The organism is Mycobacterium sp. EPa45, from assembly GCF_001021385.1.
In the GTDB taxonomy this organism is placed as follows: domain Bacteria; phylum Actinomycetota; class Actinomycetes; order Mycobacteriales; family Mycobacteriaceae; genus Mycobacterium.
The window spans coordinates 1,202,294-1,224,868 of record NZ_CP011773.1; the positions used below are offsets into that span (position 1 = coordinate 1,202,294).

Annotated in this window: 25 protein-coding genes; 15 read left to right on the top strand and 10 right to left on the bottom strand. The window is 66.5% G+C overall.

From position 1 onward, the window contains the following. The first annotated feature begins 45 nt into the window (after positions 1-45). A complete protein-coding gene (locus AB431_RS05515) occupies positions 46-492 on the top strand; it encodes an Lrp/AsnC family transcriptional regulator (protein WP_047329082.1) in 447 nt (148 codons plus the stop codon). A 59-nt stretch (positions 493-551) separates the two neighbouring features. Further along, positions 552-1,739 (top strand): NAD(P)/FAD-dependent oxidoreductase, encoded by a 1,188-nt coding sequence (locus AB431_RS05520; protein ID WP_047329083.1) that lies wholly within the window; start codon positions 552-554, stop codon positions 1,737-1,739. On the opposite strand, the gene AB431_RS05525 is transcribed toward AB431_RS05520, so the two are convergent. The 3 genes from AB431_RS05525 to mftR all read right to left on the bottom strand — a co-directional run bounded on the left by AB431_RS05525 (position 1,736) and on the right by mftR (position 4,217). After that, complete coding sequence (locus AB431_RS05525) at positions 1,736-2,992, bottom strand: VOC family protein (protein ID WP_047329084.1); 1,257 nt, start codon at positions 2,990-2,992, stop codon at positions 1,736-1,738. The genes AB431_RS05520 and AB431_RS05525 overlap by 4 nt on opposite strands. After that, complete coding sequence (locus AB431_RS05530; RefSeq protein ID WP_047329085.1) at positions 2,989-3,504, bottom strand: RNA polymerase sigma factor; 516 nt, start codon at positions 3,502-3,504, stop codon at positions 2,989-2,991. Before AB431_RS05530 ends, AB431_RS05525 begins: the two co-directional genes overlap by 4 nt. An 80-nt stretch (positions 3,505-3,584) precedes the next feature. Continuing rightward, complete coding sequence (mftR, locus tag AB431_RS05535) at positions 3,585-4,217, bottom strand: mycofactocin system transcriptional regulator (protein ID WP_047329086.1); 633 nt, start codon at positions 4,215-4,217, stop codon at positions 3,585-3,587. Between the two features lie 93 nt (positions 4,218-4,310). On the opposite strand from mftR, the gene mftA reads away from it, so the two are divergent. The 7 genes from mftA to mftG all read left to right on the top strand — a co-directional run bounded on the left by mftA (position 4,311) and on the right by mftG (position 10,806). Further along, complete coding sequence (gene mftA, locus AB431_RS29850; protein ID WP_082135561.1) at positions 4,311-4,406, top strand: mycofactocin precursor MftA; 96 nt, start codon at positions 4,311-4,313, stop codon at positions 4,404-4,406. A gap of 2 nt (positions 4,407-4,408) precedes the next feature. After that, entirely contained in the window at positions 4,409-4,723 is a 315-nt protein-coding gene (gene mftB / locus AB431_RS05545; protein ID WP_369802990.1) for a mycofactocin biosynthesis chaperone MftB, read from the top strand. Beyond that, complete coding sequence (gene mftC, locus AB431_RS05550) at positions 4,720-5,883, top strand: mycofactocin radical SAM maturase (protein ID WP_047329088.1); 1,164 nt, start codon at positions 4,720-4,722, stop codon at positions 5,881-5,883. The genes mftB and mftC overlap by 4 nt, the downstream gene beginning before the upstream one ends. 3 nt (positions 5,884-5,886) lie before the next feature. After that, the gene (gene mftD / locus AB431_RS05555; RefSeq protein WP_047329089.1) at positions 5,887-7,080 is read left to right on the top strand and encodes a pre-mycofactocin synthase MftD; all 1,194 of its coding nucleotides are present in this window, start codon (positions 5,887-5,889) and stop codon (positions 7,078-7,080) included. Positions 7,081-7,206: 126 nt separating this feature from the next. Next, entirely contained in the window at positions 7,207-7,950 is a 744-nt protein-coding gene (mftE, locus tag AB431_RS05560) for a mycofactocin biosynthesis peptidyl-dipeptidase MftE (protein ID WP_047329090.1), read from the top strand. Beyond that, on the top strand, positions 7,947-9,359 hold the full coding sequence (gene mftF / locus AB431_RS05565; RefSeq protein ID WP_047329091.1) for a mycofactocin biosynthesis glycosyltransferase MftF: 1,413 nt from the start codon (positions 7,947-7,949) through the stop codon (positions 9,357-9,359). Before mftE ends, mftF begins: the two co-directional genes overlap by 4 nt. Before the next feature lie 4 nt (positions 9,360-9,363). Then, positions 9,364-10,806: a mycofactocin system GMC family oxidoreductase MftG gene (gene mftG / locus AB431_RS05570; protein WP_047329092.1), complete on the top strand. Its 1,443-nt coding sequence runs from the start codon at positions 9,364-9,366 to the stop codon at positions 10,804-10,806. Here mftG and AB431_RS05575 read toward each other — a convergent pair. Beyond that, positions 10,717-12,363 carry an MFS transporter gene (locus AB431_RS05575; protein ID WP_047329093.1) on the bottom strand — a complete coding sequence of 549 codons (1,647 nt, stop codon included), beginning with the start codon at positions 12,361-12,363 and terminating at the stop codon, positions 10,717-10,719. The two genes, mftG and AB431_RS05575, sit on opposite strands and share 90 nt — an antisense overlap. Before the next feature lie 93 nt (positions 12,364-12,456). Here AB431_RS05575 and AB431_RS05580 point away from each other — a divergent pair, with 93 nt between their 5' ends. After that, positions 12,457-13,107 carry a TetR/AcrR family transcriptional regulator gene (locus AB431_RS05580; protein WP_047333119.1) on the top strand — a complete coding sequence of 217 codons (651 nt, stop codon included), beginning with the start codon at positions 12,457-12,459 and terminating at the stop codon, positions 13,105-13,107. Here AB431_RS05580 and AB431_RS05585 read toward each other — a convergent pair. Further along, on the bottom strand, positions 13,073-14,323 hold the full coding sequence (locus tag AB431_RS05585; protein ID WP_047329094.1) for a cytochrome P450: 1,251 nt from the start codon (positions 14,321-14,323) through the stop codon (positions 13,073-13,075). The two genes, AB431_RS05580 and AB431_RS05585, sit on opposite strands and share 35 nt — an antisense overlap. A 139-nt stretch (positions 14,324-14,462) precedes the next feature. On the opposite strand from AB431_RS05585, the gene AB431_RS05590 reads away from it, so the two are divergent. Next, on the top strand, positions 14,463-16,088 hold the full coding sequence (locus AB431_RS05590) for a carboxylesterase/lipase family protein (RefSeq protein ID WP_235435836.1): 1,626 nt from the start codon (positions 14,463-14,465) through the stop codon (positions 16,086-16,088). Here the strand turns inward: AB431_RS05590 and AB431_RS05595 are convergent. From AB431_RS05595 to AB431_RS05610, 4 genes are read right to left on the bottom strand one after another with little or no spacing between them, the layout of a single operon-like run. Then, on the bottom strand, positions 16,085-16,699 hold the full coding sequence (locus tag AB431_RS05595; RefSeq protein WP_047329095.1) for a TetR family transcriptional regulator: 615 nt from the start codon (positions 16,697-16,699) through the stop codon (positions 16,085-16,087). The genes AB431_RS05590 and AB431_RS05595 overlap by 4 nt on opposite strands. Then, positions 16,696-17,484 (bottom strand): SDR family NAD(P)-dependent oxidoreductase, encoded by a 789-nt coding sequence (locus AB431_RS05600; RefSeq protein WP_047329096.1) that lies wholly within the window; start codon positions 17,482-17,484, stop codon positions 16,696-16,698. The genes AB431_RS05595 and AB431_RS05600 overlap by 4 nt, the downstream gene beginning before the upstream one ends. Further along, the gene (locus AB431_RS05605; RefSeq protein ID WP_047329097.1) at positions 17,468-17,938 is read right to left on the bottom strand and encodes a VOC family protein; all 471 of its coding nucleotides are present in this window, start codon (positions 17,936-17,938) and stop codon (positions 17,468-17,470) included. The genes AB431_RS05600 and AB431_RS05605 overlap by 17 nt, the downstream gene beginning before the upstream one ends. A gap of 1 nt (position 17,939) precedes the next feature. Further along, a complete protein-coding gene (locus tag AB431_RS05610) occupies positions 17,940-19,001 on the bottom strand; it encodes a dihydrodipicolinate reductase (protein ID WP_047329098.1) in 1,062 nt (353 codons plus the stop codon). Positions 19,002-19,234: 233 nt separating this feature from the next. Here AB431_RS05610 and AB431_RS05615 point away from each other — a divergent pair, with 233 nt between their 5' ends. Continuing rightward, a complete protein-coding gene (locus AB431_RS05615; protein WP_047329099.1) occupies positions 19,235-19,414 on the top strand; it encodes a hypothetical protein in 180 nt (59 codons plus the stop codon). Between the two features lie 197 nt (positions 19,415-19,611). Here the strand turns inward: AB431_RS05615 and AB431_RS30320 are convergent, their stop codons facing one another. Beyond that, on the bottom strand, positions 19,612-19,833 hold the full coding sequence (locus AB431_RS30320; protein WP_144418203.1) for a hypothetical protein: 222 nt from the start codon (positions 19,831-19,833) through the stop codon (positions 19,612-19,614). 772 nt (positions 19,834-20,605) lie between these two features. On the opposite strand from AB431_RS30320, the gene AB431_RS05620 reads away from it, so the two are divergent. The 3 genes from AB431_RS05620 (at position 20,606) to rpsJ (ending at position 22,571) form a co-directional block, all read left to right on the top strand. Continuing rightward, positions 20,606-20,896: a hypothetical protein gene (locus tag AB431_RS05620; protein WP_158423516.1), complete on the top strand. Its 291-nt coding sequence runs from the start codon at positions 20,606-20,608 to the stop codon at positions 20,894-20,896. Continuing rightward, complete coding sequence (locus AB431_RS30745) at positions 20,848-21,330, top strand: hypothetical protein (protein ID WP_158423517.1); 483 nt, start codon at positions 20,848-20,850, stop codon at positions 21,328-21,330. Before AB431_RS05620 ends, AB431_RS30745 begins: the two co-directional genes overlap by 49 nt. A gap of 935 nt (positions 21,331-22,265) precedes the next feature. Further along, complete coding sequence (gene rpsJ / locus AB431_RS05630; RefSeq protein WP_003883485.1) at positions 22,266-22,571, top strand: 30S ribosomal protein S10; 306 nt, start codon at positions 22,266-22,268, stop codon at positions 22,569-22,571. Positions 22,572-22,575 lie beyond the last annotated feature (4 nt).

A 22,575-nucleotide genomic window follows, 5' to 3' on the forward strand; every position in this document is an offset into this window, starting at 1 on the left:
CTAAGATTGTGGTGATTTGTTGTGTACAGCGGGGAAAGGCGGCCGATGGACCGGTTTGACGACACCGACGAACGCATCCTCGCCGAGCTCGCCGAGCATGCGCGCGCGACGTTCGCCGAGATCGGCGAACGGGTGAACCTGTCGGCGCCGGCGGTGAAACGCCGCGTGGACCGGATGCTGGACACCGGGGTGATTCGCGGCTTCACCACGGTCATCGATCCCAGCGCGCTGGGCTGGAACACCGAAGCCTACGTCCAGGTGTACTGCCACGGTACTATCGCGCCAGATCGGTTGCGGGAGGCCTGGATTGACATTCCCGAGATCATCAGCGCCGCCACCGTCACCGGCACGTCGGACGCCATCCTGCATGTCCTGGCCCGCGACATGCGGCACCTGGAGGCAGCTTTGGAGCGCATCAGGTCCAGCGCCGATATCGAGCGCAGCGAGAGCATCGTGGTGCTGTCCAACCTGATCGACCGTTCACCCGCCTAACCAGTGGGTTGGTCCAGGCTGGCGCGCACATCGCGACGGCGATCGTGTAAGAACACCACGTGAGCACGAGCGAAAACGGCATCCTGATCGTCGGCGGCGGCCTGGCTGCCACCCGCACTGCCGAGCAGTTGCGCAAGTCCGAATACACCGGTCCGGTCACCATCGTCAGCGACGAGGTGCACCTGCCCTATGACCGCCCGCCGCTGTCGAAAGACGTGCTGCACGCCGACCTCGACGATGTGGCGCTCAAGCCCGCCGAGTTCTACACCGACAACGACATCACCCTGCGGCTGGGCAGCGCGGTCACCTCGCTCGACACCGCCGCCCAGACCGTGACGCTCGCCGACGGCTCGGAGCTGGGATACGACGAGCTCGTTATCGCCACGGGTCTGGTGCCCAAGCGCATTCCGTCGTTCCCCGACCTGGAGGGCATCCGGGTCCTGCGCTCCCTCGACGATGCGCTGGCGTTGCGCGCCCACGCGGGATCCGCGCGCCAGGCGGTGATCATCGGCGCAGGCTTCATCGGGTGCGAGGTCGCGGCCAGCCTGCGCAAGCTCGGCGTCGAGGTGGCACTCGTCGAGCCGCAGCCGGCGCCCCTGGCCTCGGTGCTGGGCGAGCAGGTCGGAAACCTGGTCACCCGCCTGCACCGCGCCGAGGGCGTCGACGTGCGCCCCGGCATCGGGGTGGCCGAGGTGCGCGGTGAGAACGGCCATGTCACCACCGTGGTGCTCTCTGATGGCAGCGAGCTGCGTGCCGACCTCGTGGTGGTCGGCATCGGGTCGCGCCCGGCCACCGACTGGCTCGAGGGCAGCGGCGTCGCCATCGACAACGGTGTCGTGTGCGACGAGGCGGGACGCACCAGCGCCCCGAACGTCTGGGCCCTCGGCGACGTCGCGTCGTGGCGCGATGCCACCGGACATCAAGCCCGCGTTGAACATTGGAGCAACGTGGCGGAGCAGGCCCGGGTCATCGTGCCGTCGATGCTGGGGCAGGACGCGCCTTCGGTGATCGTCGTGCCGTACTTCTGGAGCGACCAGTACGACGTGAAGATCCAGTGCCTCGGCGAGCCGGAGGCCACCGACATCGTGCACATCGTCGAGGACGACGGCCGCAAATTCCTGGCCTTCTACGAGCGCGACGGCGTGGTGGCCGGTGTGGTCGGCGGCGGTATGCCCGGCAAGGTCATGAAGACCCGGGGCAAGATCGCGTCCGGCGCGCCGATCTCCGAGGTCCTGCCCGCGTCCTAGAACTGTCCGAGATAGAACCGGGCGCCCTGGTCGTCGGTGCACTCCGCCATCAGTCCGTAGGGCTGGCGGCTGGGTTCGGCGAGAACGGTCCCACCCGCCTCGCCAACCCGCGCGACGGCCGCGGCGATGTCCGACACCGTCCACATCGGCACGGTGCCCGGCCGCCGTGAGCCCCCGGCCGCTCCGGACATCGGATGCGCGTTCTGCACGGCCCAACCGTCCTCGACGCGACCGCGCTCGAACGTCCACCCGAAGACCTGACCGTAGAAATCCCGGAAGGTCGCCGCGTCGCCGACCTCGTAGGTCACGTACGACAGTTCGCCCGGGCCTGCGCCGTTGAGCCGCGGACGGGGCCGCCCCGCCTCGGGGACGTAGACGGCGAAGGGAGTGTCTGCGGCGTCGGTGGCGTCCAGGGCCGTCCCGACGGCGGTTTCGCGTGCCTCGCCGAGTCGACCGCCGGCAGCAAGGATCGAGGCGCGCGCGTCGTCGATATCGTCCACCGCATAGCAGCAATACAGCGACGTCCGATCGGCGGACGAGACAGCAACCGGCTCAACGGTATTGGTCACTCGGCCGGTCGAATCACAGTCCCACCCCAGCACGCGCGAGTAGAACGCGGCCGCGCGGGCGGCATCGGGGCTCTGCACCAACACGAAACCGATGTCGCCGTGTTGAATCGGCTCGCGGACCGGTCCGCTGAGCATCCAACGATGACCGAATGGGTCTCGGACGGTGGCGGTACGTGCGCCATGACCTTCGTAGGGCTCGCGTTGGACATCGGCACCGTTACCCCTGACCCGTGCCAGCGCGGCGTCGGTGTCGGAGACGCGCAGCATCAGGCTCACTGAATTGACCCCCGGCGCAGGCGCCTGCAGGCCGATGTCGGTGAATTCGTCGGCCAGATACAACACACCGCCGCCCATCGCGAGCTCGGCGTGACCGATCCGTCCGTCGTCCATCACGATCGCCTCGCCGATCAGTTCCGCCCCGAAGGCGTCGCGGTACCACTGGATTGCCGCCCTGGCGTCGGCCACCGTCAGATACGGCAGCGCGGCCGGCCGAGGTGGTTCGACGTCGGTGGTCGGTGCGTTCAAGTCGGCGACTGCTGCGGCGGTGCCGCTCATGGTGACTCCTTCGGTCCTCGCGGGCAATGACAGTGCTGACTCCAGGCGCGCCCGCAATCGGGCGGCGAACGACGGATCCGGTTGTACGGGAGGGTCTTCGGTGGCCAAGACCCGCAATGGATCTGTCATGGGGCACCTCCCTCCGGATAGAGCTTTCTGAACGCGCGCCGGGCGCGCACGAGTAGGGCTTCGGTGGCGTGCACGCTGCGTCCGATCAGGTCCGCACACTCAGGTACCGAACAGTCGTCCATGTAGCGCAGGGTCAGCACCACGCGGTGTGCGTCGGGCAATCGGGCCAGCACACTTTCGGCGACGATTCGGTCCAGCTGGGCGTCCCACTCATCGGCCGCTTGGCCGTCGGGAACGTCGGCGACCGTCACCGACGGCCTGGCCGCGCGGCGCCGGTAGTGGTCGGCGAGTTTGTGCCGGGCCACGCCGAGCAACCAGGGGACCGCGAGAGGTGGCGGCGCCGAACGGCGGGCGGCGTCCATCGCGGCCAGGAACGTCTCCGAGGTGAGGTCCTCGGCGGTGGCCTGATCACCGCACCGGCGGACGAAGTAGCCGTAGACGACCGGTAGTGCGTCGTCGTAGAGCTCCAACAGCCGGTACGGAGCATCGGGTGGTTCCGGATCCGCGCTCACATCCCTATCGTCGTCGTGCGAGAGCGATCTCCGACGCGTCGGGACCAACTTTTTTCAGGCGACCGCTTCCGAGTCACGGATCAGAGCCGGCCGAGACCGTTCGCGACGACGTCGAACGCATCGCCCAGCGCCTGCGGCAGCGACACGGCCTCGTCGGCCAGCCAGTGCTCGTAGGCCGACAGCGCGACGCCGAGCATCAGCCAGGCGACCGACTGCGGTACCAGGTCGCCGGGCTTGCTGCCGGTGCGTGCGGCCACGAAGTCCGCGACCACTCCGCGCCAGCCGGCATACATGGTCATCGAGTGCGCCTGCAGCTCGGCGGTCTGCAGGATCACCCGCATCCGCTGCCGGTGCCGCTCGGTCTCGGAGGAGTCAAAAGTGTTGAACGCCAACAATGCTGAGCGTAATGCCAGGCTGATCGGTTCGTCGTCGCCGACCCGGTCGAACAGGTCGCGGAAGTGCTGCAGGTGGGCGTCGAAATCTCCCCAGGGGATCGCGTTCTTCGAGGAGTAGTACCGGAACAGAGTGCGCCGGGCTATCCCCGACGCCTGGGCCACGTCGTCGACGCTGACCGAGCCGAATCCGTAGTTCGCGAACAGATCGAGTGCGACGTCGGTGATGTGGTCCTGGGTGGTCGACCGGCGCCGGCCTACGCGGGCGCTCGGAGAACCCTGCGACGCACCCACAGCAGGACCCCCTGAACCAGCCGCCATCGATCCACCTCTTTCTTTTCGGCACTCGATGCCATATTCTTGCGATCTCGATCACAATTGTCGAGAACCTAGGCCGACGAAAGGGTGCTTTTCATGGAGCCGAGCCAGACAACCGAGACCGAAACCGAACTGGTGACCGAGTCGCTGGTCGAAGAGGTCTCCATCGACGGGATGTGCGGGGTCTACTGACCGTGCCCGCCCACGCTGTGGGCGATCCGGCTGTGGCCGGGTCGGCCTTCGACCCGGCACTCAGCTGGCGCCTGCATCCGCAGGTGGCCGTGCGCCCCGAGCCCTTCGGTGCACTGCTGTACCACTTCGGCACCCGGAAGCTGTCGTTCTTGAAGAACCGCACCATCCTGGCCGTGGTGAACTCGCTGGACGAACATCCCGACGCGCGATCCGCCCTGCGGGCCGCCGGCGTCGACGAGCCCGACGAGGCGCCCTACCTTCATGCGTTGAGTGTGCTGGTGACCTCGAACATGCTGACTTGCAAGGATTCTCAATGACTTCGGTGGTACCCCGGCTGATCGAGCAGTTCGAGCAAGGTCTTGACGCGCCGATCTGCCTGACCTGGGAACTGACCTACGCCTGCAACCTGGCGTGTGTGCACTGCCTGTCGTCGTCGGGCAAGCGCGATCCCCGCGAGCTGTCTACGGCGGAGTGCATGGGCATCATCGACGAGCTCGAACGCATGCAGGTCTTCTACGTCAACATCGGCGGCGGCGAACCCACTGTGCGGCCTGACTTTTGGGAGTTGGTCGACTACGCCACCGCCCACCACGTGGGGGTCAAGTTCTCCACCAACGGTGTGCGCATCACCCCCGAGGTGGCCGCGCGGCTGGCCGCCAGCGACTACGTCGACGTGCAGATCTCCCTGGACGGCGCGACCGCCGTAGTCAACGACGCAGTCCGCGGTCCCGGCTCGTTCGAGATGGCCACCCGAGCGCTCGAGAATCTCGCCGCGGCGGGGTTCTCCGACGCCAAGATCTCCGTGGTGGTCACCCGCCACAACGTCGACCAGCTCGATGAATTCAAAGCTCTCGCCGACCGCTACGGCGCCACCCTGCGCATCACCCGGCTACGTCCTTCCGGGCGTGGAGCCGACGTCTGGGACGAACTGCATCCCACTCCCGAGCAGCAGGTGACGCTCTACAACTGGCTGGTCGCCAAGGGCGAGGGAGTGCTGACCGGTGACTCGTTCTTCCACCTGTCCGGTCTGGGCGCGCCGGGTGCGTTGGCCGGCCTGAACATGTGCGGTGCCGGGCGGGTGGTGTGCCTGATCGACCCCGTCGGTGACGTCTACGCCTGCCCGTTCGCCATCCACGACCGGTTTCTGGCCGGAAACGTGGTGTCAGACAACGGTTTCGACAACGTCTGGAAGAATTCGCCGCTGTTCCGCGAACTGCGCGAGCCGCAGTCGGCCGGCGCCTGCGGAAGCTGCGGGCACTACGACGCCTGCCGGGGTGGCTGCATGGCCGCGAAGTTCTTCACCGGCCTGCCGCTGGACGGCCCCGACCCGGAATGCGTCGAGGGCTACGGGGTACCCGCCCTGGCAGGAGAGCGCGACAAGCCCCGCCCCAGCGCCGACCACTCCCGCGGCAAGCCGATCATGCTGACCCTGTCCACCCGGCCGCCGACCAAGCCCTGCAACGAAAGTCCGATCTGAGTCATGGCACGCGACACCTGGTTCGAAACCGTCGCCATCGCGCAGGAGCGCGCCAAGAAGCGCCTCCCCAAGTCTGCGTACGGCGCACTCATCGGGGGCAGTGAAAAGGGCCTCACCGTCAACGGCAACAACGAGGCCTTCAACGAGCTCGGCTTCGCGCCGCACGTCATCGGTGCTCTTGAAAAGCGTGACATGGCAACGACCGTCATGGGCCAAGAAGTTTCGCTGCCGGTGCTGATCTCGCCGACCGGGGTCCAGGCTGTGCACCCCGACGGAGAGGTGGCCGTCGCCCGCGCCGCAGCGGCCCGCGGTACCGCGATGGGGCTGTCATCGTTTGCCAGCAAGCCCGTCGAAGAGGTCGTTGCGGCCAACCCGAAGACGTTCTTCCAGATCTACTGGCTGGGTGGCCGGGACGCTATCGCCGCCCGCGCCGAGCGGGCCCGCGCGGCCGGGGCGGTCGGTCTGATCGTGACCACCGACTGGAGCTTCAGCCACGGGCGGGACTGGGGCAGTCCCAAGATCCCGGAGAAAATGGATCTGGCGACCATGGTCAAGATGAGTCCCGAGGTCCTCACCAAGCCGCGCTGGTTTTACCAGTGGGCCAAGACCCTGCGTCCGCCTGCGCTGTCGGTGCCGAACCAGGCCGCCAAGGGTGAGCCCGGTCCGGCGTTCTTCGACGCCTACGGCCAGTGGATGGGCACGCCCCCGCCGACCTGGGACGACATCGCCTGGCTGCGCGAGCTGTGGGGCGGACCCTTCATGCTCAAGGGCGTGATGCGTATCGACGATGCCAAACGCGCTGTGGATGCTGGCGTTTCGGCGATCTCGGTGTCCAATCACGGTGGCAACAACCTGGACGGCACGCCGGCATCGATCCGGGCGCTGCCTGCCATCGCCTCCGCGGTCGGCGATCAGGTCGAGGTGCTTCTGGACGGCGGCGTCCGCCGCGGCAGCGACGTTGTCAAGGCCCTGGCGCTGGGCGCTCGCGCGGTCATGATCGGGCGTGCCTACCTGTGGGGTCTGGCGGCCAACGGTCAGGCGGGTGTGGAGAACGTCCTCGACATCCTGACCGGCGGCATCGACTCCGCCCTACGAGGGCTGGGGAAGGCGTCGGTGCACGACCTGACACCCGAGGACATCCTGGTGCCGGACGGCTTCGTACGCGCGCTCGGAGTGCCCGGCGGCGAGGCGCACTGACTGCGCCATAGGCAAGCCTTTGGTGCTGGCGTGACTGACGGGACGATGGTGAACGCTCCGGGTGGACCGGTGCGTTCGGTTTCTGAAAGAAATCCGTCTTCTCCTCGAACAATTGGCGCACGGCAGGTGAATTCGGCCTACCATCGGCGCGTGGCTTTTCGGGGCGAGCTGGGCAACATGACATCACGGCAGCTTCGCGATACCTCGCCCACGATCTTGATCCCGGTCGGCTCGACCGAGCAGCACGGCCCGCACCTGCCGCTGGATACCGACACCCGCATCGCCACCGCGGTCGCCCGGGACGCGGCCGACCATCTCGACCGATCCGATCATGATCGTTATTTGCTCGCACCCCCGATCGCCTACGGCGCCTCGGGCGAGCACGAAGGGTTCGCCGGGACGGTGTCGATCGGCTCCGAGGTGCTGACGACCGTGCTGGTCGAGTACGGCCGGTCGGCGTGCGGCTGGGCGCGGCGGGTCGTCTTCGTCAACGGCCACGGCGGCAACCTGGAAGCGATGCGCTCGGCTGTGCGACTGCTGCGGGCCGAGGGCCGCGACGCCGCCTGGTGCCCCTGCCTCGCCGAGGGCGGTGACGCCCACGCCGGCCATACGGAAACGTCTGTATTGCTACATATTTCACCTGCGGACGTCCACACCGATGTTTGGTGTAGCGGGAACCGGGCACCACTGGCTACCCTTTTGCCGCAGATGCGTCACGGGGGGGTGGCTGCGGTGAGTGAGGTGGGCGTGCTGGGTGACCCGACGACGGCGACTCCGGTGGAAGGTGAGCGCATCTTCGCGGAGATGGTCGCGGATTGTTCGCGGCGGATCGATCGGTGGCGCCCGGCCGATGACGGGATGTTGCTATGACCCAGCCGCGGTTGCCCGACGGCTTCGCGGTCCAGGTCGATCGTCGCGTGCGCACCCTCGCCGAGGGCTCGGCCCTACTCGGTGGTTCCCCGACCCGGCTGCTGCGCCTGGCGCCGTCCGCCCAGACCTTGCTCGCCGGCGGTCGCCTCGAGGTACGCGACGCCGTGAGCGCGCAGCTGGCCCGTACGCTGCTCGACGCCACGGTCGCTCATCCACGCCCGGCCGGCGGTCCGTCACACCGGGATGTCACGATCGTAATCCCGGTGCGCGACAACCCGTTTGGACTCTACCGTCTGGTCATGTCGCTGCGTGGAATGCGGGTGGTGGTAGTCGACGACGGGTCGGAGACTTCGGTTCAGCCCGACGACTTCGCCGGCGCCCGCTGCGACGTCGAGGTGGTGCGCCACCCGCGTAGCAAGGGGCCGGCGGCCGCCCGCAACACGGGGCTGGTGGCCTGCACAACAGATTTCGTCGCCTTCCTGGATTCCGATGTTGTGCCGCGGCGCGGCTGGCTGGAGGCGCTGCTTGGGCATTTCTGCGACCCCGCGGTGGCGCTGGTTGCTCCCCGCATCGTCGGGCTCGGGCACAGTGATCAGTTGGTCGCCCGGTACGAGGCAGTGCGGTCATCGCTGGACCTCGGTGAGCGGGAAGCGCCGGTGATGCCCTACGGCCCGGTGTCCTACGTGCCCAGTGCGGCGATCATCTGCCGGCGTTCTGCGCTTCTCGAGGTCGGGGGCTTCGACGAGACGCTGCCGTCGGGGGAGGACGTCGACCTGTGCTGGCGACTCATCGAAGCGGGCTCCCGGCTGCGCTACGAGCCGATCGCACTGGTCGCCCACGAACACCGCACCCAGATGCGGGAGTGGCTGGGCCGCAAGGCATTCTATGGCAGTTCGGCGGCTCCGCTGTCGATCCGGCATCCGGACAAGATGGCTCCGGTGGTGATCTCGGCATGGAGCCTGCTGGTGTGGTTACTGATGGCGTTGGGCTCGGTGACCGGTTGTGTGGCGTCGCTGGTCTTCGCCGGGGTGACCACTCGCCGCACGGCCAAGGCCATGCAGAACACCGATGCCGGGATCTCCGCCGTGGTACAGCTGGCCCTGCGTGGCATCGGTGCTGCCGCTCTGCAACTGTCGGCGGCGGTCTGCCGGCACTATTGGCCGCTGGCCCTGGTGGCGGCCCTGCTGTCCCGGCGGTGCCGGCAGGTGATCCTGGTTGCCGCGGTGCTCGACGGAGTCCAGGACTGGCTCCGCCGCAACCGCGGGACCGAGGTGGAGGGCAAGCCGATCGGCCTGCTCGCCTACCTGTTCTTCAAGCGCCTCGACGATCTGGCCTACGGCGCCGGGTTGTGGACGGGTGTGGTCCGCGAGCGCACATTGCGGCCGCTGAAGCCGCAGATCAAAACCTGACTCGGTGGTCGACCCCGTAGCGCACAGCGACGTCCTGATCGTCGGTGCGGGCAGCGCCGGATCCGTGCTGGCCGAACGTCTCTCGGCGGACCCCGCCTGCCGGGTCACTGTCGTGGAAGCCGGGCTCGGCCCCGACGCACCCGGAGTCCGGGAGCTCACCCGCAACGGCCTTCAGCTGCCCATCGGCGCTGCGAGCCCGCTGGCCCAGCGCTATCGCACCCAGCTGACTGATGAGCCGCCCCGCGGCGCCGACCTGGTGCGCGGTGTGACGGTGGGCGGCTCCGGTGCGGTCAACGGCGGCTATTTCTGCCGGGCACTGCCGATCGACTTCGACGGGCCGGGCCTGCCGGGCTGGTCGTGGCACGAGGTCGGTCCGCACTACCGCGCCATCGAGACCGACCTCGATTTCCCCGATCGCGCCGACGGTGGTCCCATCGCGATCCGGCGCACCCACGAACTCGTCGGCAGCACAGCAGCTTTCGCCGACACTGCCCACGCCTTCGGATTGCGCTGGCTACCTGACCTCAATGCCGAACCGGTCGGGGACAACGCGCCGCCGGGAATCGGGGCGGTGCCGCTGAACATCGTCGACGGTGTCCGCAGCGGTCCCGGCGCGGCATTCCTGGAACCGGCCATCGCCCGGCCGAATCTGACGGTGCTGCCGGGCACCCGCGTCCTGCGGCTCCGGTTATCCGCCGGGCGGGTGGTCGGGGTGGACACCGCGGGACCGAGCGGGCCCGCTTCGTTGCAGGCGGATCGGGTCGTGTTATCGGCGGGTGCCATCGGGTCGGCGCAACTTCTGATGCTCTCCGGTATTGGTCCCGCCGTGACCCTGAACCGGCTCGGCATCGCGGTCTCGGCCGACCTACCGGTGGGGCGACGAACCTGGGACCACCCGGAGTGGGTGCTGCCAACCACATGGACGGTCGTCCCACAACGGCCGGTGCTCGAAGTGGTGCTGGTGGCTGATGGAATCGAAATCCGGCCTTACACAGGCGGTTTCATTGCGATGGTCGGTGACGGTACCCTCGGCCGCCCAGACTGGCCGCATCTCGGGGTGGCGCTGATGACTCCTCGCGCCCACGGCCGCGTCTCGCTGGTGTCGGACGATCCCATGGTGCCCCCGTTGATCGAACACCACTACGACGGCGCCGCCGAAGACGTGGCCGCGTTGCGGCGCGGCTGCGAATACGCCGCCGAGATGCTCGGAACGACGACGCAGCTCGGCGAACCGATGTGGTCGACATCGCAGCATCTCTGCGGCACCGCACCGATGGGTCACGACAGCGACGACTACGCCGTCGTCGACCCGCGGTGCCGGGTGCGGGGGATCGACAACCTCTGGGTGGTGGACGGCTCAGTGCTGCCGCGGATCACCGGTCGCGGCCCCCACGCGACGATCGCGATGATCGGGCACCGGGTCGCCGAATTCGTCTCGGCGGGTTAGGTTTCGGACGAACCGCAATTGCCGGCCGTCACGGCCGGGGGCCCACAGCCCGATCAGAATCGCGGCGACGGCGACGAGGATCGATAGCACGCTGATCGAACTCTGCATTGCGTGCAGGAATGCTGACTTGCTGATCTCGGCCAGTTGCGTGCCCGCCGGTCCGATCCGGGTGGACACCGCCAGCGCCTCTGCCAGTGATCCCCCGGCGGCCTCTCGCACCGGGGGCGGGAATGCGGCTAGCTGGTCGCCGAGGCGGTGGGTGTACTGCCCGGCCAATATCGAGCCGGCCAGGGCGATGCCCAGCGCGGCGCCGACCTCGCGGACAGTGTCGTTGACGGCTGATGCCACCCCCTGCTTGTCGTCGGGCGCGGCGTTCATGATCGCCGATGTCGTCGGCGCGGTGCACAGCCCGATGCCGGTGGCGAGCACCAGCAGTGGCCAGGCCAAGTCGATGTACGACGAATCGACGCGCAGCGTGAGCAGGCAGACGAACCCGGCCGCGAGGAACAGCAGTCCGGTGAAAATGACCAGGCGCAGACCCAATCGGGGCAGATACCAGGACGACGTCACCGAGAGAACGGCCAGCGGCAGCGTCAGGGGGGTGAAGGCCAGTGCTGTCTGCAGTGCCGAATAGCCCAGGATCAGCTGCGTGTACTGCATGACCAGATACATGAACCCGAAATTGGCCAGGAAGAACACCGCGATGGCGGCCGCTCCGGTGGCGAAATCGGCTCGGCGGAACAGGGATACGTCGAGCAGCGGATGGCGGCGGCGAACCTCGAAGACACCAAACGCCACTGTCAGCGCCAGACCCGCGCCGAGACAGCCGATCACCAGCGGGTCCGACCAGCCCCGCTGCGGCGCCTCGATGATGCCGAACACCAACACCGCGACGGCCCCGCCGATCAGCGCGGCGCCCGGCCAGTCCACCGCAGGGGCATCGGCATCGCGTGAATCGCTGACCGTCCATGTGAGCACGAACAGCAACACGCCGGCGCCGGCCAACGCCCAGAAGATCGACTGCCACGGCCAAAAGCGCAGCAGCAGGCCGGAACCCAGCATTCCGACGACCGCGCCACAGCCTGCCACTGCGGCCCAGATGCCGACGGCCTTGGTGCGTTTTGACTTCGGATAGACCACCGTGAGCAGCGACAATGTGGCGGGCATGATGAATGCGGCACCGGCGCCGGCGACCGCCCGAGCGGCGATGATCTGGATCGGGGCATCGAAGACGAGCGGAGCCAACGAGGCCAGCGCGAAGATCGACAAGCCGATCAGCAGGGCGCCGCGGCGGCCGTACCGGTCACCGATGGCCCCGGCCGGGAGTAACAGACACGCCAGTACCAGGGTGTAGCTGTCGACCACCCAGGTCAGCTGGGATTGGGTCGCCGAGGTGGTGACGGCGATGTCGCCCAGCGCGGTGTTGAGGGCGACCATCGAGGAGATCACCAACGCCACACCCAGGCAGGCGACGGTCAGAGTCCACGTTCGCTGCAGAGTCGAGACGTCACGCAGCCGGGTATCGGTACCCTTGTCGGGCCGGATCAAGGTGTCCACGTCAGGCGCCTTCCTTCGGTCGGGGGTCCTGTTTGGGACTATCCGTCTCGAAAGTATTCAAACGTGCGAAGCATCACCGGAGAGGATTTGGTCATGGCGAGCCGGCGTAGCGACCCCAGACCTGCGCGTTCGCGCGCGCGGTTATTGGACGCCGCAACGGCATTGCTTCGGGCCGGCGGGCCCAGCGCGGTAACTGTCGACGCCGTCACCCGCGGAGCCAACGTCGCCAGGGCCACCCTCTACCGGCATTTCCCAAGCGGCAACGACCTGCTGGCCGCCGCCTTCCACAGCCTGATTCCGCCCGCGCCGATGCCGCCGGAGTCCGGGACCCTGCGAGAGCGCCTGCTAGCCCTGATGCAGGCGCAGTCCGACCTCATCTCGGAGACGCCGGCATTGTTGACGGCCACCTACTGGCTGGCGCTGGGCCCGGACATGGAACACATGCCCGAAAAGGGCGGCGGCTCCGACAGCCCAGAGGTGCGCACGCTGCGGGAGCGGGTCGCCCAGCAGTACGGAGCCCCCTTCGACGCGATCTTCGACAGTCCGGACGCTCGACGAGAACTCGGCGAGGTGGACCGGGCGCAAGCCATCATGCTGCTGATCGGGCCCCTGGTGGCCGGTCGGATCAGCACGCTGGCCGACTTCGACTACCGAGAATGCGCGCGTGCCGCGGTGGACGGCTTTCTGGCCGTCCACCGAATCGGCGAAATCACTTCAGCGAGTAGCGAATCGGCAGGCGCTTGAGTCCACCGACGAAGGTGGTGGCCATCAGCTCGGGCTCGCCGGCGAGTTCGATGGACTTGATGCGCGGGACGAGTTCGGTGAAGAAGCTGTTCATCTCCATCCGGGCCAGGGCAGCACCCAGGCAGAAGTGCACGCCGTAGCCGAAGGACAGGTGCTTGTTGGGGTCGCGGCCGACGTCGAAGCGCATCGGGTCGTCGAACACCTCGTCGTCGCGATTGGCCGAAACATAGGACAGCAGAACAGCTTCGCCCTTGGCGATCGGCACGCCGCGGACCTCGGTGTCGGCTTGGGCGGTGCGCATGAACTCCTTGACCGGCACCACGCACCGGATCATCTCCTCGACGGCGGTGCCCATCAGGCCGGGGTCGTTCTGCAACCGCTGCAGTTCTGCCGGGTTGCGGATCAGTTCCAGCAGTCCGCCGGCGATGCCGGCGCTGGTGGTGTCGTGGCCGGCGCTGGCGACGATCACGTAGTAGGAGGCGGTGTCCATGTCGGACAACGGCTCTCCGTTGATCGTGGCGTTGGCGATCGCCGAACTGAGGTCTTCGGTGGGAGTTTCGCGGCGCGAGGCCGTCAACGCATTGAAGTAGTTGAAGAAGTCCAGCAGCACCGCGAGCATGTCGTCGGTCGAGCCGCCGCGCTGTAGTTCCTGGTCGTCACCGCCGAACATCTCCTGGGTGAGCTTGAGCATGCGCGGGAAGTCCGACTCCGGCAGCCCCAGCAGGGTCAGAATGATGTAGAGCGGATAGTTGACCGCGATCTCCCGGACGAAATCCAGCTCGGGACCCTGCTCGAGCATCTTGTCGACGTAGATCTTGGCCAGTTCGTCGCAGCGAGTCTTCAAGGCGCGCATGGCTTTTGGGCGGAACCAGTCGGCGCCGATCTTGCGCATGTCGCGGTGAAGCGGGTCATCCATGTGGATCAGCGTGCGCAGGCCGATCCCCGCCTCCATCTGCGCACGCAACACGTCGTCGGCCTCGGCGATCGCCAGCAGTGGGCGCGGGTCGTTGGTGAACAGGTCGTTCTGTCGTTCGATGTCCATGATGTCGGCGTGCTTGGTGATCGCCCAGAACGGCCGGTACCCCTCGGCCTCGACCCACGACACCGGAGCATGCGCACGCAGATGAGCAAGCGAGGAGTGCATCCGCGTCTCGTCTGTGTAGCCCAGCGGACTGGCCAGAACCCGGGCCGCCTTGTCCATGATCCGTGGGGTCATCGGGTCTCCTCGCTCGCTCATAACAGAAACTTGACGGGTGTCAGGTTGCTAGTTTGGCGGCGATTCTGCCAGGTCGCAGGCAATTGACGCTAATTCCCAGGTCACGACTCGGGACGGCCGCCGCGTAGGCTCGATTCTCGTGCCACACCTAACGAGCCGAGGAATCCGGCGCGCAGTGGTGCTGCTGCTGACCGTCGCGGCCGTCGTCGCGTGCACGCACAACGGCAGCGAGTCGCACCCGCCGGTCGCTGCGGCGGCGGAGCCGGGGCCCGCGGTGGTACAGACCGCGGGGGGCGCGGTGCGCGGTGTGGTGGCTCCCGGATATCGGGTCTTCGACGGCATTCCCTACGCAGCCGCGCCGGTGGGGGCGATGCGTTGGCAGCCGCCGCAACCGGCCGCACCATGGCAGGGGGTGCGCGACGCCACCAAACCCGGCCTGCGCTGCATCCAAGACACCAGCAACGATCCCGACTACGGGCGCCCCACCGGCGAGGACTGCCTGAACCTCAATGTCTGGAGTCCCGACGGCGCCGCCCCGTCCCGCCAGAAACCGGTGATGGTGTGGATTCACGGCGGCGGATTCCTGAACGGCAGCGCCGACATCTACGACGCGCGCTGGCTGGCCACCCAGGGCGATATCGTCGTCGTCACCGTCAACTACCGGCTGGGGACCCTCGGGTTCCTGGCGCATCCCGCGCTGAGCCCGAACGGCGACATCGGCAATTACGGCCTGGCCGATCAGCAGGCCGCGCTGCGGTGGGTTCGTGACAACATCGCCGAATTCGGCGGTGACCCAACCAAAGTCACCATTGCCGGCGAATCGGCCGGTGCGATGTCGGTGTGCGACCACCTAGTCGCGCCGGAGTCGGCCGGGTTGTTCCGCGCCGCGATCATGCAAAGCGGTCCGTGTGAGGCGCAGGCAGACCGCGCGACCGCTCAGCGGGTGAGTGCCGATTACGCGACCAGCGCGGGCTGCAGCGACCCGGCCGCGGTCGCCGCCTGCCTGCGGTCGCTGCCGCCCGAGACCCTGCAGCGCGCACCGCTGTATGTCGGGTTCGGGCCCGACAAGCTGACCGGCCCGGTCACCGGAACCGACCGGTTACCCGCCGATCCGATGACCGCATTCGCATTGAACCGCGTTCCCCGGATCCCCGTGCTCGTCGGCAGCAACGGGGATGAGTTCGCGATGTTCACCGCGATCCAATTCCTCAAGGACGGGGGGCGATTGCCGCCCTATCCGCAGCTGATCGCCACCACGTTCGGTCCGGATGCCGCTGCGGTGGCCGCGCACTATCCGCTCGAATGGTACGGGGGAAGTGAAGGCCTCGCGTATTCGGCGGCGGTCACCGACAGCCTATTCGCCTGCCCCGCAGACAGAATCGCGTCCGGCATGGCTCACACCGGGCCGGTGTACGCCTACGAGTTCAACGACCGGACGGCGCCGGCCCCCGATCCGCTGCGCGCGGCTCCGTTCCCGGTCGGCGCCAGCCACTCCCTGGAGTTGCGGTATTTGTTCGACGTCGGTGGCGCCCGGCCGCTGGATCCGGCGCAACGGGCGCTATCCGACCAAATGGTGTCCTACTGGAGCGACTTCGTGAAGACCGGTATCCCGGCGGGCGTGGGGTTGCCCGACTGGCCGAAGTTCGGCGCCGACGGGGCCACCGGCAAGCGAATGTCGCTGCAGACCGGGGCGTTGTCGATCACCACCGACTTCAGCTCGCGGCACCAATGCCCGTTCTGGGCGGGCATGAAAGGCGCGCGCTAGCCGCGCCAACGCGAGTGGGCGACCACTGCCAGCGCCTCTGCCACGCTCGAGGCCAACGACCGCCGCTGGGCGCCGCGATTCCTGACCCACTGTTGAAAAGCGAAGTCCGCTGCGGCAAAAGATAATTGGACCAGCAATCCGGGGCGGCTGTCCGCGGTCGGGTCGGCACCCATACGAGCGGCGACAAGCTCGACCATCTGTTCGCGATCGGCGGTGGACAGCAGGGTCGCCCGGTCGAGCAACTCCGGGGCGGTCAGGATGGCCGCGCGCCAGTTCTCCAGGTCGACATCCTCGAAGGACTCGACGCGGCCGACGATCGCGGCGGCCAGGGCGGCGTCAGGCGCCTCGTCGGGCGGGCGGCGCATGAGCAGCTGCGCGATCGCGGCGTTCCCGCGCTGCACCGCTCCGAGAAGCAGATCCTCCTTGGTGGCCACATGACGGAAGAACGTTCGCGGTGAGACCGATGCCTCGGCGGCGATGTCGTCTGTGGTGACGTTGCCGAATCCCCGTGCGGCGAATAGTCGGTACGCTGCAGCGTGGATGTCGGCGTGCACCTGCGCCCGTTGCCGGTCCCGCAGTGTCGGTGACCGTCCCGTGGGCGCGTCGCTCACCGGAATGTTCCCGTTCCGCCATCGATGTTGATGGTCTGGGCGGTCATGTACGACGCGTCGGGGCTGACCAGGAACGCCACCACCGCACCGATGTCGGCGTGGGTGTCGCCGATCCGGCGCAGCGGGACACCCTTGACAATCCTGTTGTAGATATCCGGGACGGCTTCGCTCCAGCCGGCCACGCCTTCGGAGTTGGCGAACGGGCACACCACGTTCACCCGGATGTTGTCGATTCCCCATTCCAGCGCAGCGACTTTGGACATTCCACGGATCGCTTCCTTGGCAGCGGCGTAGGCGCCGAAAGACTTCTGGCCGGCCGTACCGCTGCCGGATCCAAAATTCACGATCGACCCGCCGCCGCCGGATTTGAGTACCGGGTAGGCGGCCTGCATGAGGAAGAAGGTGGCGCGCGGGCCGATGTCGAACACGAGATCGTAGTCGGCCATGGTGATGTCGGTGAACGGCTTCGGTTCGTCGGTGGCGATCGCATTGTTGATCAAAGCGTCTATGCCGCCGAACCTTTCGACCGCGACGTCGACGATGTGTTGATAGCTGGAGCGGTCGCACAGATCGGCGACCAGTGGCACGGCGTGCTGGTCATCGGCAAGAGATCCCGCGACGCCGATCACTCCGGGGTCGCGGTCGACCAACAAGACCGACGCACCGCGTTCGAGCAGTGCCGCGGTGATACCTCGGCCCACCCCGCGCGCCGCTCCCGTCACGACGGCCCGGTGACCACTCAATGATCCCGGATGCCAGTAGTTCGCCTCAGCGCTGGACGCCACGATGTAATTCCTCCGATGTTCGAGCAGCACCTGGGAATTCGATGAACTCCACCGCGGTGCCGTCGGGATCCTTGACGAAGAACATCCGCACCCCGGCGATCTCGAAGGGGGCCTGCTCCGGTTGACAGCCTGCCGCCTGCACGTGCCGATACGTGTCGTCGAGGTCGGTGACCGACAACGAGATGTTCTGGTTGCCGACGAACGAGCGCTTGGCCGGCCGGCTTTCGGAGCCCAGCGACAGCAGCTCGATCATCACGCCGCCAATCAGCCCGCCGACCGCCCGACTGCGGTTCCCGTCGCCACCGCCGAGCGCATGGTCGAACGACTCACCCGTCAGCGTCTGGTCGAACACCACGTCCATGCCCAGCAACCCCCGGTAGAACTGGAGCGCCCGGTCCATGTCGGTGACACCGACCACCAGATGCGAAAACCGAAGATCTACAAGGCTTTCCATGTCATCCGGCCAGGTCGGGGGCGGCGCGGCCGGCGATGAGCGGCAGGTCGAGATAGGTCTTGATGCCGGGGCCGGCCTGGCAGACATAGGGGATGGCGCTGATGCAGTGGTTGGCGGTGGCGACCACCCCCGGATTGCGCTTGAGTCCCTCTTCGACCGTTTCGGGTTGCAGCCCTTTGAAAGTCAGTGAGACGTCCGGATCTCCGGTGATCTCCACCTCGAAGCGCTCACCCTGTTCGCCGAGCGTCCACGGTGGGTCGAGCTCCACCTCGCACATCAGCCAGTTGACCGCGGCGGTGACGACCGGCTTGTCGTCGACAATGGCCTGCCAGCGGAATCGGCGCGCGGCCACGGTGCCCGCCTCCATCGGGACCACGAGCTCGTCGGTACCGGTGACCGCGACCGCCACCTCCTGGGTGGACCGGATGCGTGGTTCGGCGCGGAAGCCCAACTGGTCGGCGACCATCCGCACCGACTGTTTGAATCCCGCTTCCAAGAGTGCGGCGATCGGTCCGCTCATCGCCTGCTCCGGGGCCAGCCCGAATCCCATCACCTCGCGCACGACCAGCGGTGCGTTGTAGGTGCGAATGTCGGAGAACTCCTCGGCCCGCACGTGGGTGATCGCCGAGCTCAGTGACGAGATCATCAGCGGGAAGCGTTCGGTGATGCCGCCGGGGTGAATGCCCGACCCGTGCAGCGTGGCGTTGCCGGCCGCGCACGCTTCCTCCAGGGCGCGCACTCCCGCGTTCTCCCGGTCCGGATAGACCCACCCCACCGGGGTCACCACGTTCTTTCCGGAGCGCAGGATCTTGGCGACCACCTGATCATCTGGCAGCAGCGGGGAGTACATGACGCAGTCGGCGTCCAGCGCCAGTAGCTCGTCGACGTCAGTCGTCGCCGCGACACCGATGGGCCCTTCGCCGATCACCTCGCCGACATCGCGGCCGTTTTTGTCGGCGCTGTGCACCCAACAACCCACGAGTTCGAGTTCGGGGTGCCGCAGCACGCCTTGGATCGCCGCTTTACCCACACCGCCGGTTGCCCACTGGATGACGCGATACATGGCGGCATCGTATGCCGATATGGCAGTAACTGTCACCAAATTGCGCGCAACTTCCCCGCAAACGCCGTGCGAAGCGTCGTAACGTCCCCGGTAGGCAGCAGAGACCCCGGGGACGATGAGAGAAATTCAGTGGAAAGGGTCGGATGTGCGGCCGGCACCGCGTACGTCGCTGCCTCGTCCGTCGCGCAAGTCTGAACGGCAACGCGCCGGCACGGGATGCAACCAACGAGGCTGTGCAGACCTTCTTCGTCGACCACCGCACCTCGGTGATCGCCCAGGGCTGGCTGTATGCGCTGGCGACCGCGCTGGTCATGTGGTTTGCAGTGGCGGTCCGGGGCATCCTCTATACCGCCCCGAATGGCAAGCATCTGGGCGACTTGTTCCTGGTGTGTACCGCTCGATCCCGACGTTGAGGCCCTCGTTGCGCCCTTCCGAGATTTGGGCGGTTACCTGATGTGTCTGGGAAACACCTGAAAACAGGTGTCGAATACCGAAATACGGGACTGATGTTGCCGTGCCGATTCCCAAGGCCTGCAGCAGATTTCTCTCAATTGCTGCATCGGAAGCAGTTATTGACGCGCTGGTATATGACAGCTAATCTTCAGCTAAATCACAGTAAATCGGGGGGATTTGGCAAGTGAAGACTCATTCGCTGCATCGCAACGGCAACCGTCATTCCGGTCATAAGATCCGACATCGCAAGGTAAACCACCGGCGCGTCGAGCCATACGCGTGGCTGGGCGTCGGAGCTATCGGGTTGGGAGTGGGTGCAGCACTGGTGTGCGGCGCGGGTGTGGCGCAGGCCGATGTTGGGCGCAGCGGAAACGGTCATTCGGCCTCGTCTGATAGTGCCGCTCCTCGCAAGGCAGACGCTGGTCGGTCTGCAGACGAATCGTCGCTACAAGCGAGAACGACTGTGCCGGTGCTCTCAGGCACCGTGGCTCCCGACCGCCTCCGAACTTCCGTGCGAACAGTCGGGCACACAAATGTCCGCCCACCGCGCAGCCTTCAACGTGCATCAGGCGAAGGTGACCGCGCTGCAGTCACAGAGGACACTGCCTCAGCGAACGTGCGGGCGGTGGGGCCTCGCGGTGACGCAGCCGGCCCGTCCAGTCCCGCCTTGCACGCGGCGACAAGTCCACGTTCAACCGAAGCCGCCTCTGATCCAGCCGGTACGACGATCAACGCTCTAGAGCGTATGGAAGAGGCCTATCGCGTCGGCATGATCGGCGGCGCCGTGCTTACCGAAACGACGCTGCCACCGACTTACGATTCCTCAGGTCGACGATTAACGCTAGGCGTCAACGCCCCCGAGCTCATGAATAATGGTGAGTACGTTGTGCCAGATCTTTTATACGTCGAATATCACTTGACAGGTCCCTGGGTAGATTCGTCCAACGATTCCTGGGACTCGCAGATCCGCGTGCCGGACTATGCGCTACAAATCAAGTCGGGCGGCATCTTCTACGCGGGCGATTGGTTCGAGCCCGAAGGACCTCGATCTGAATATTCGAGGGTGTTCGTGCTCGCTCCGGGAACGATTCAATCCCTCAGCTTCCCAACCGCCAGCCCGACACAGGGGACCTATCCGACGGGTTCCGGTGGTGGTGGCACTGACCCTGGTGGTGGTGGCACTGACCCTGGTGGTGGTGGTACCGATCCTGGTGGTGGCACTGACCCTGGTGGTGGCACTGACCCTGGTGGTGGCACTGACCCTGGTGGTGGTGGTACCGATCCTGGTGGTGGCACTGACCCTGGTGGTGGCACTGACCCTGGTGGTGGTGGTACCGATCCCGGTGGCGGTGCGGTCGATCCAGGAAATGGCTTGCTGCCCCTTCCGCCGGGAATGGAGTCGATTGACCCTGACATTCCGGCCTACGTTGGCGAAGCGATAAAACGCATTACAAAACCGTTGCCCGAAATTTTTAGGCAATCGGTTGCCGATGGCATCGAAGCAATCTATCGGCTTTCCGAAGCCATTCCCTTCCTTGGAAGCGCCATAAGCATAGTGGACGTCGCTTGGTATATGGGCGAAGTTGCAAATGCCGTTACAGCCCATGATAAGGACAGACTATCAGCGGCGCGGTACGACCTGATATGGAGCTGCATTGGCATCATTCCTGGCGTCGGCACCGTTGAGGGTTTATTCGATCAAACGGCTGACTTTCTCAACTTCGGCTTTATGAATAAGGGTAAAGAACTGACCATCCATCGAGCAATTGACGGCGTTTCGTTTACGCATTTTCCGCTTCTGGCCTATAGCGTTATCCTCGCTGTCGATGCGCACATTCTCGGCCAAGAGGCGATAGCGGGCTGGCGCCCCGACTGAGCGACGGCGGTTCCCGGCCTGGGGCTGGCAGAACCTAACGACGACGCACGGCAATCTTCTAGCACCACAGCACCGACAGGCGGCGTCATCACTTCGACCAGCGCGAGCCACTCTCGGTGTCGCGGCGAATCCTTGCGACCAACCGCCGTCGGCCATCGCGTCAAGTTGCAACCTGGGGCGCGTCACCACGGGAGCCTCGGACTTGCCGAGACCTGGCTAGAAGTTCTGGGTCACACCTCCACCGACTCGTCCCGTAGATGCACGATGCCGGGATCCCAGTTGTCGAACAGCCATTCGATCGAGGCGAATTGTGGCGACGACTATCCACAACGCTTCCCACGCCACTGCCAACCAGCAGACCAGGGCAGACGTATGGCACAACGGTTGCGCGCCTGGCCCGCTGAATCAATCAAATCTGTGTGACACCGACGCGTGCGGTGAGGGGCTGCCGGGACATGGGTAATCCGGAGTGCCGACGGTTCAAGCCCTTGATGGTCATGCACTGCGCCACCAAGGCCGCCCGGGGGTTTTCGACCCGGCCAACTCGCTGATCCACCCGCTGACCCAACCTGTTCAAACTGGCCCGCTGAGCAGGCAGTGCAGGGGTTTGGATCAGACTCCGACCGGATTTGGCTGGTGCCGCGATCTGAGGCATACTGTTCGGGTTGCCTTGAGCCGGGTTCGCCCCCGATTGGGAGCGTGCCGCCCAAGGTATACGACCGGCGCCCGTACGGGCGCCTCCGGTCCCAATCTCGGAGCGCGACAGATTTTCATCGCGCCTCCGGGGCTGCGTGAGGGCGACACACCCGACCGCGGGGGCCGGAGCACCAGAGACAGGTAAAGAGCGGCGGCGACAGCCAGCGTGACGCCTTCGGGCTAGCGCATGACCACCGTGTCCCGCTATGGGACCGAGCAGGAATGAAGGTAGGAGAAGCGTGGCGGGACAAAAGATCCGCATCAGGCTCAAGGCCTACGACCATGAGGCCATTGACGCCTCGGCGCGCAAGATCGTGGAGACGGTCACCCGTACCGGTGCGAGCGTGGTTGGTCCGGTGCCGCTGCCGACGGAAAAGAACGTGTACTGCGTCATCCGCTCCCCGCATAAGTACAAGGACTCGCGGGAGCACTTCGAGATGCGCACGCACAAGCGACTCATCGACATCCTCGACCCGACGCCGAAGACCGTTGACGCCCTCATGCGCATCGATCTGCCGGCCAGCGTCGACGTGAACATCCAGTAGTAGG

What these genes read in the sequence shown, in the direction of transcription:
- AB431_RS05515 (WP_047329082.1), top strand. Translation starts at nt 46, where the DNA reads ATGGACCGGTTTGACGACACCGACGAACGCATCCTCGCCGAGCTCGCC.
- AB431_RS05525 (WP_047329084.1), bottom strand. Translation starts at nt 2,992, where the DNA reads ATGACAGATCCATTGCGGGTCTTGGCCACCGAAGACCCTCCCGTACAA.
- mftR (WP_047329086.1), bottom strand. Translation starts at nt 4,217, where the DNA reads ATGGCGGCTGGTTCAGGGGGTCCTGCTGTGGGTGCGTCGCAGGGTTCT.
- mftA (WP_082135561.1), top strand. Translation starts at nt 4,311, where the DNA reads ATGGAGCCGAGCCAGACAACCGAGACCGAAACCGAACTGGTGACCGAG.
- mftC (WP_047329088.1), top strand. Translation starts at nt 4,720, where the DNA reads ATGACTTCGGTGGTACCCCGGCTGATCGAGCAGTTCGAGCAAGGTCTT.
- mftD (WP_047329089.1), top strand. Translation starts at nt 5,887, where the DNA reads ATGGCACGCGACACCTGGTTCGAAACCGTCGCCATCGCGCAGGAGCGC.
- mftF (WP_047329091.1), top strand. Translation starts at nt 7,947, where the DNA reads ATGACCCAGCCGCGGTTGCCCGACGGCTTCGCGGTCCAGGTCGATCGT.
- AB431_RS05580 (WP_047333119.1), top strand. Translation starts at nt 12,457, where the DNA reads ATGGCGAGCCGGCGTAGCGACCCCAGACCTGCGCGTTCGCGCGCGCGG.
- AB431_RS05585 (WP_047329094.1), bottom strand. Translation starts at nt 14,323, where the DNA reads ATGACCCCACGGATCATGGACAAGGCGGCCCGGGTTCTGGCCAGTCCG.
- AB431_RS05605 (WP_047329097.1), bottom strand. Translation starts at nt 17,938, where the DNA reads ATGGAAAGCCTTGTAGATCTTCGGTTTTCGCATCTGGTGGTCGGTGTC.
- AB431_RS05610 (WP_047329098.1), bottom strand. Translation starts at nt 19,001, where the DNA reads ATGTATCGCGTCATCCAGTGGGCAACCGGCGGTGTGGGTAAAGCGGCG.
- AB431_RS30320 (WP_144418203.1), bottom strand. Translation starts at nt 19,833, where the DNA reads ATGACCGTTTCCGCTGCGCCCAACATCGGCCTGCGCCACACCCGCGCC.
- AB431_RS30745 (WP_158423517.1), top strand. Translation starts at nt 20,848, where the DNA reads ATGGAGTCGATTGACCCTGACATTCCGGCCTACGTTGGCGAAGCGATA.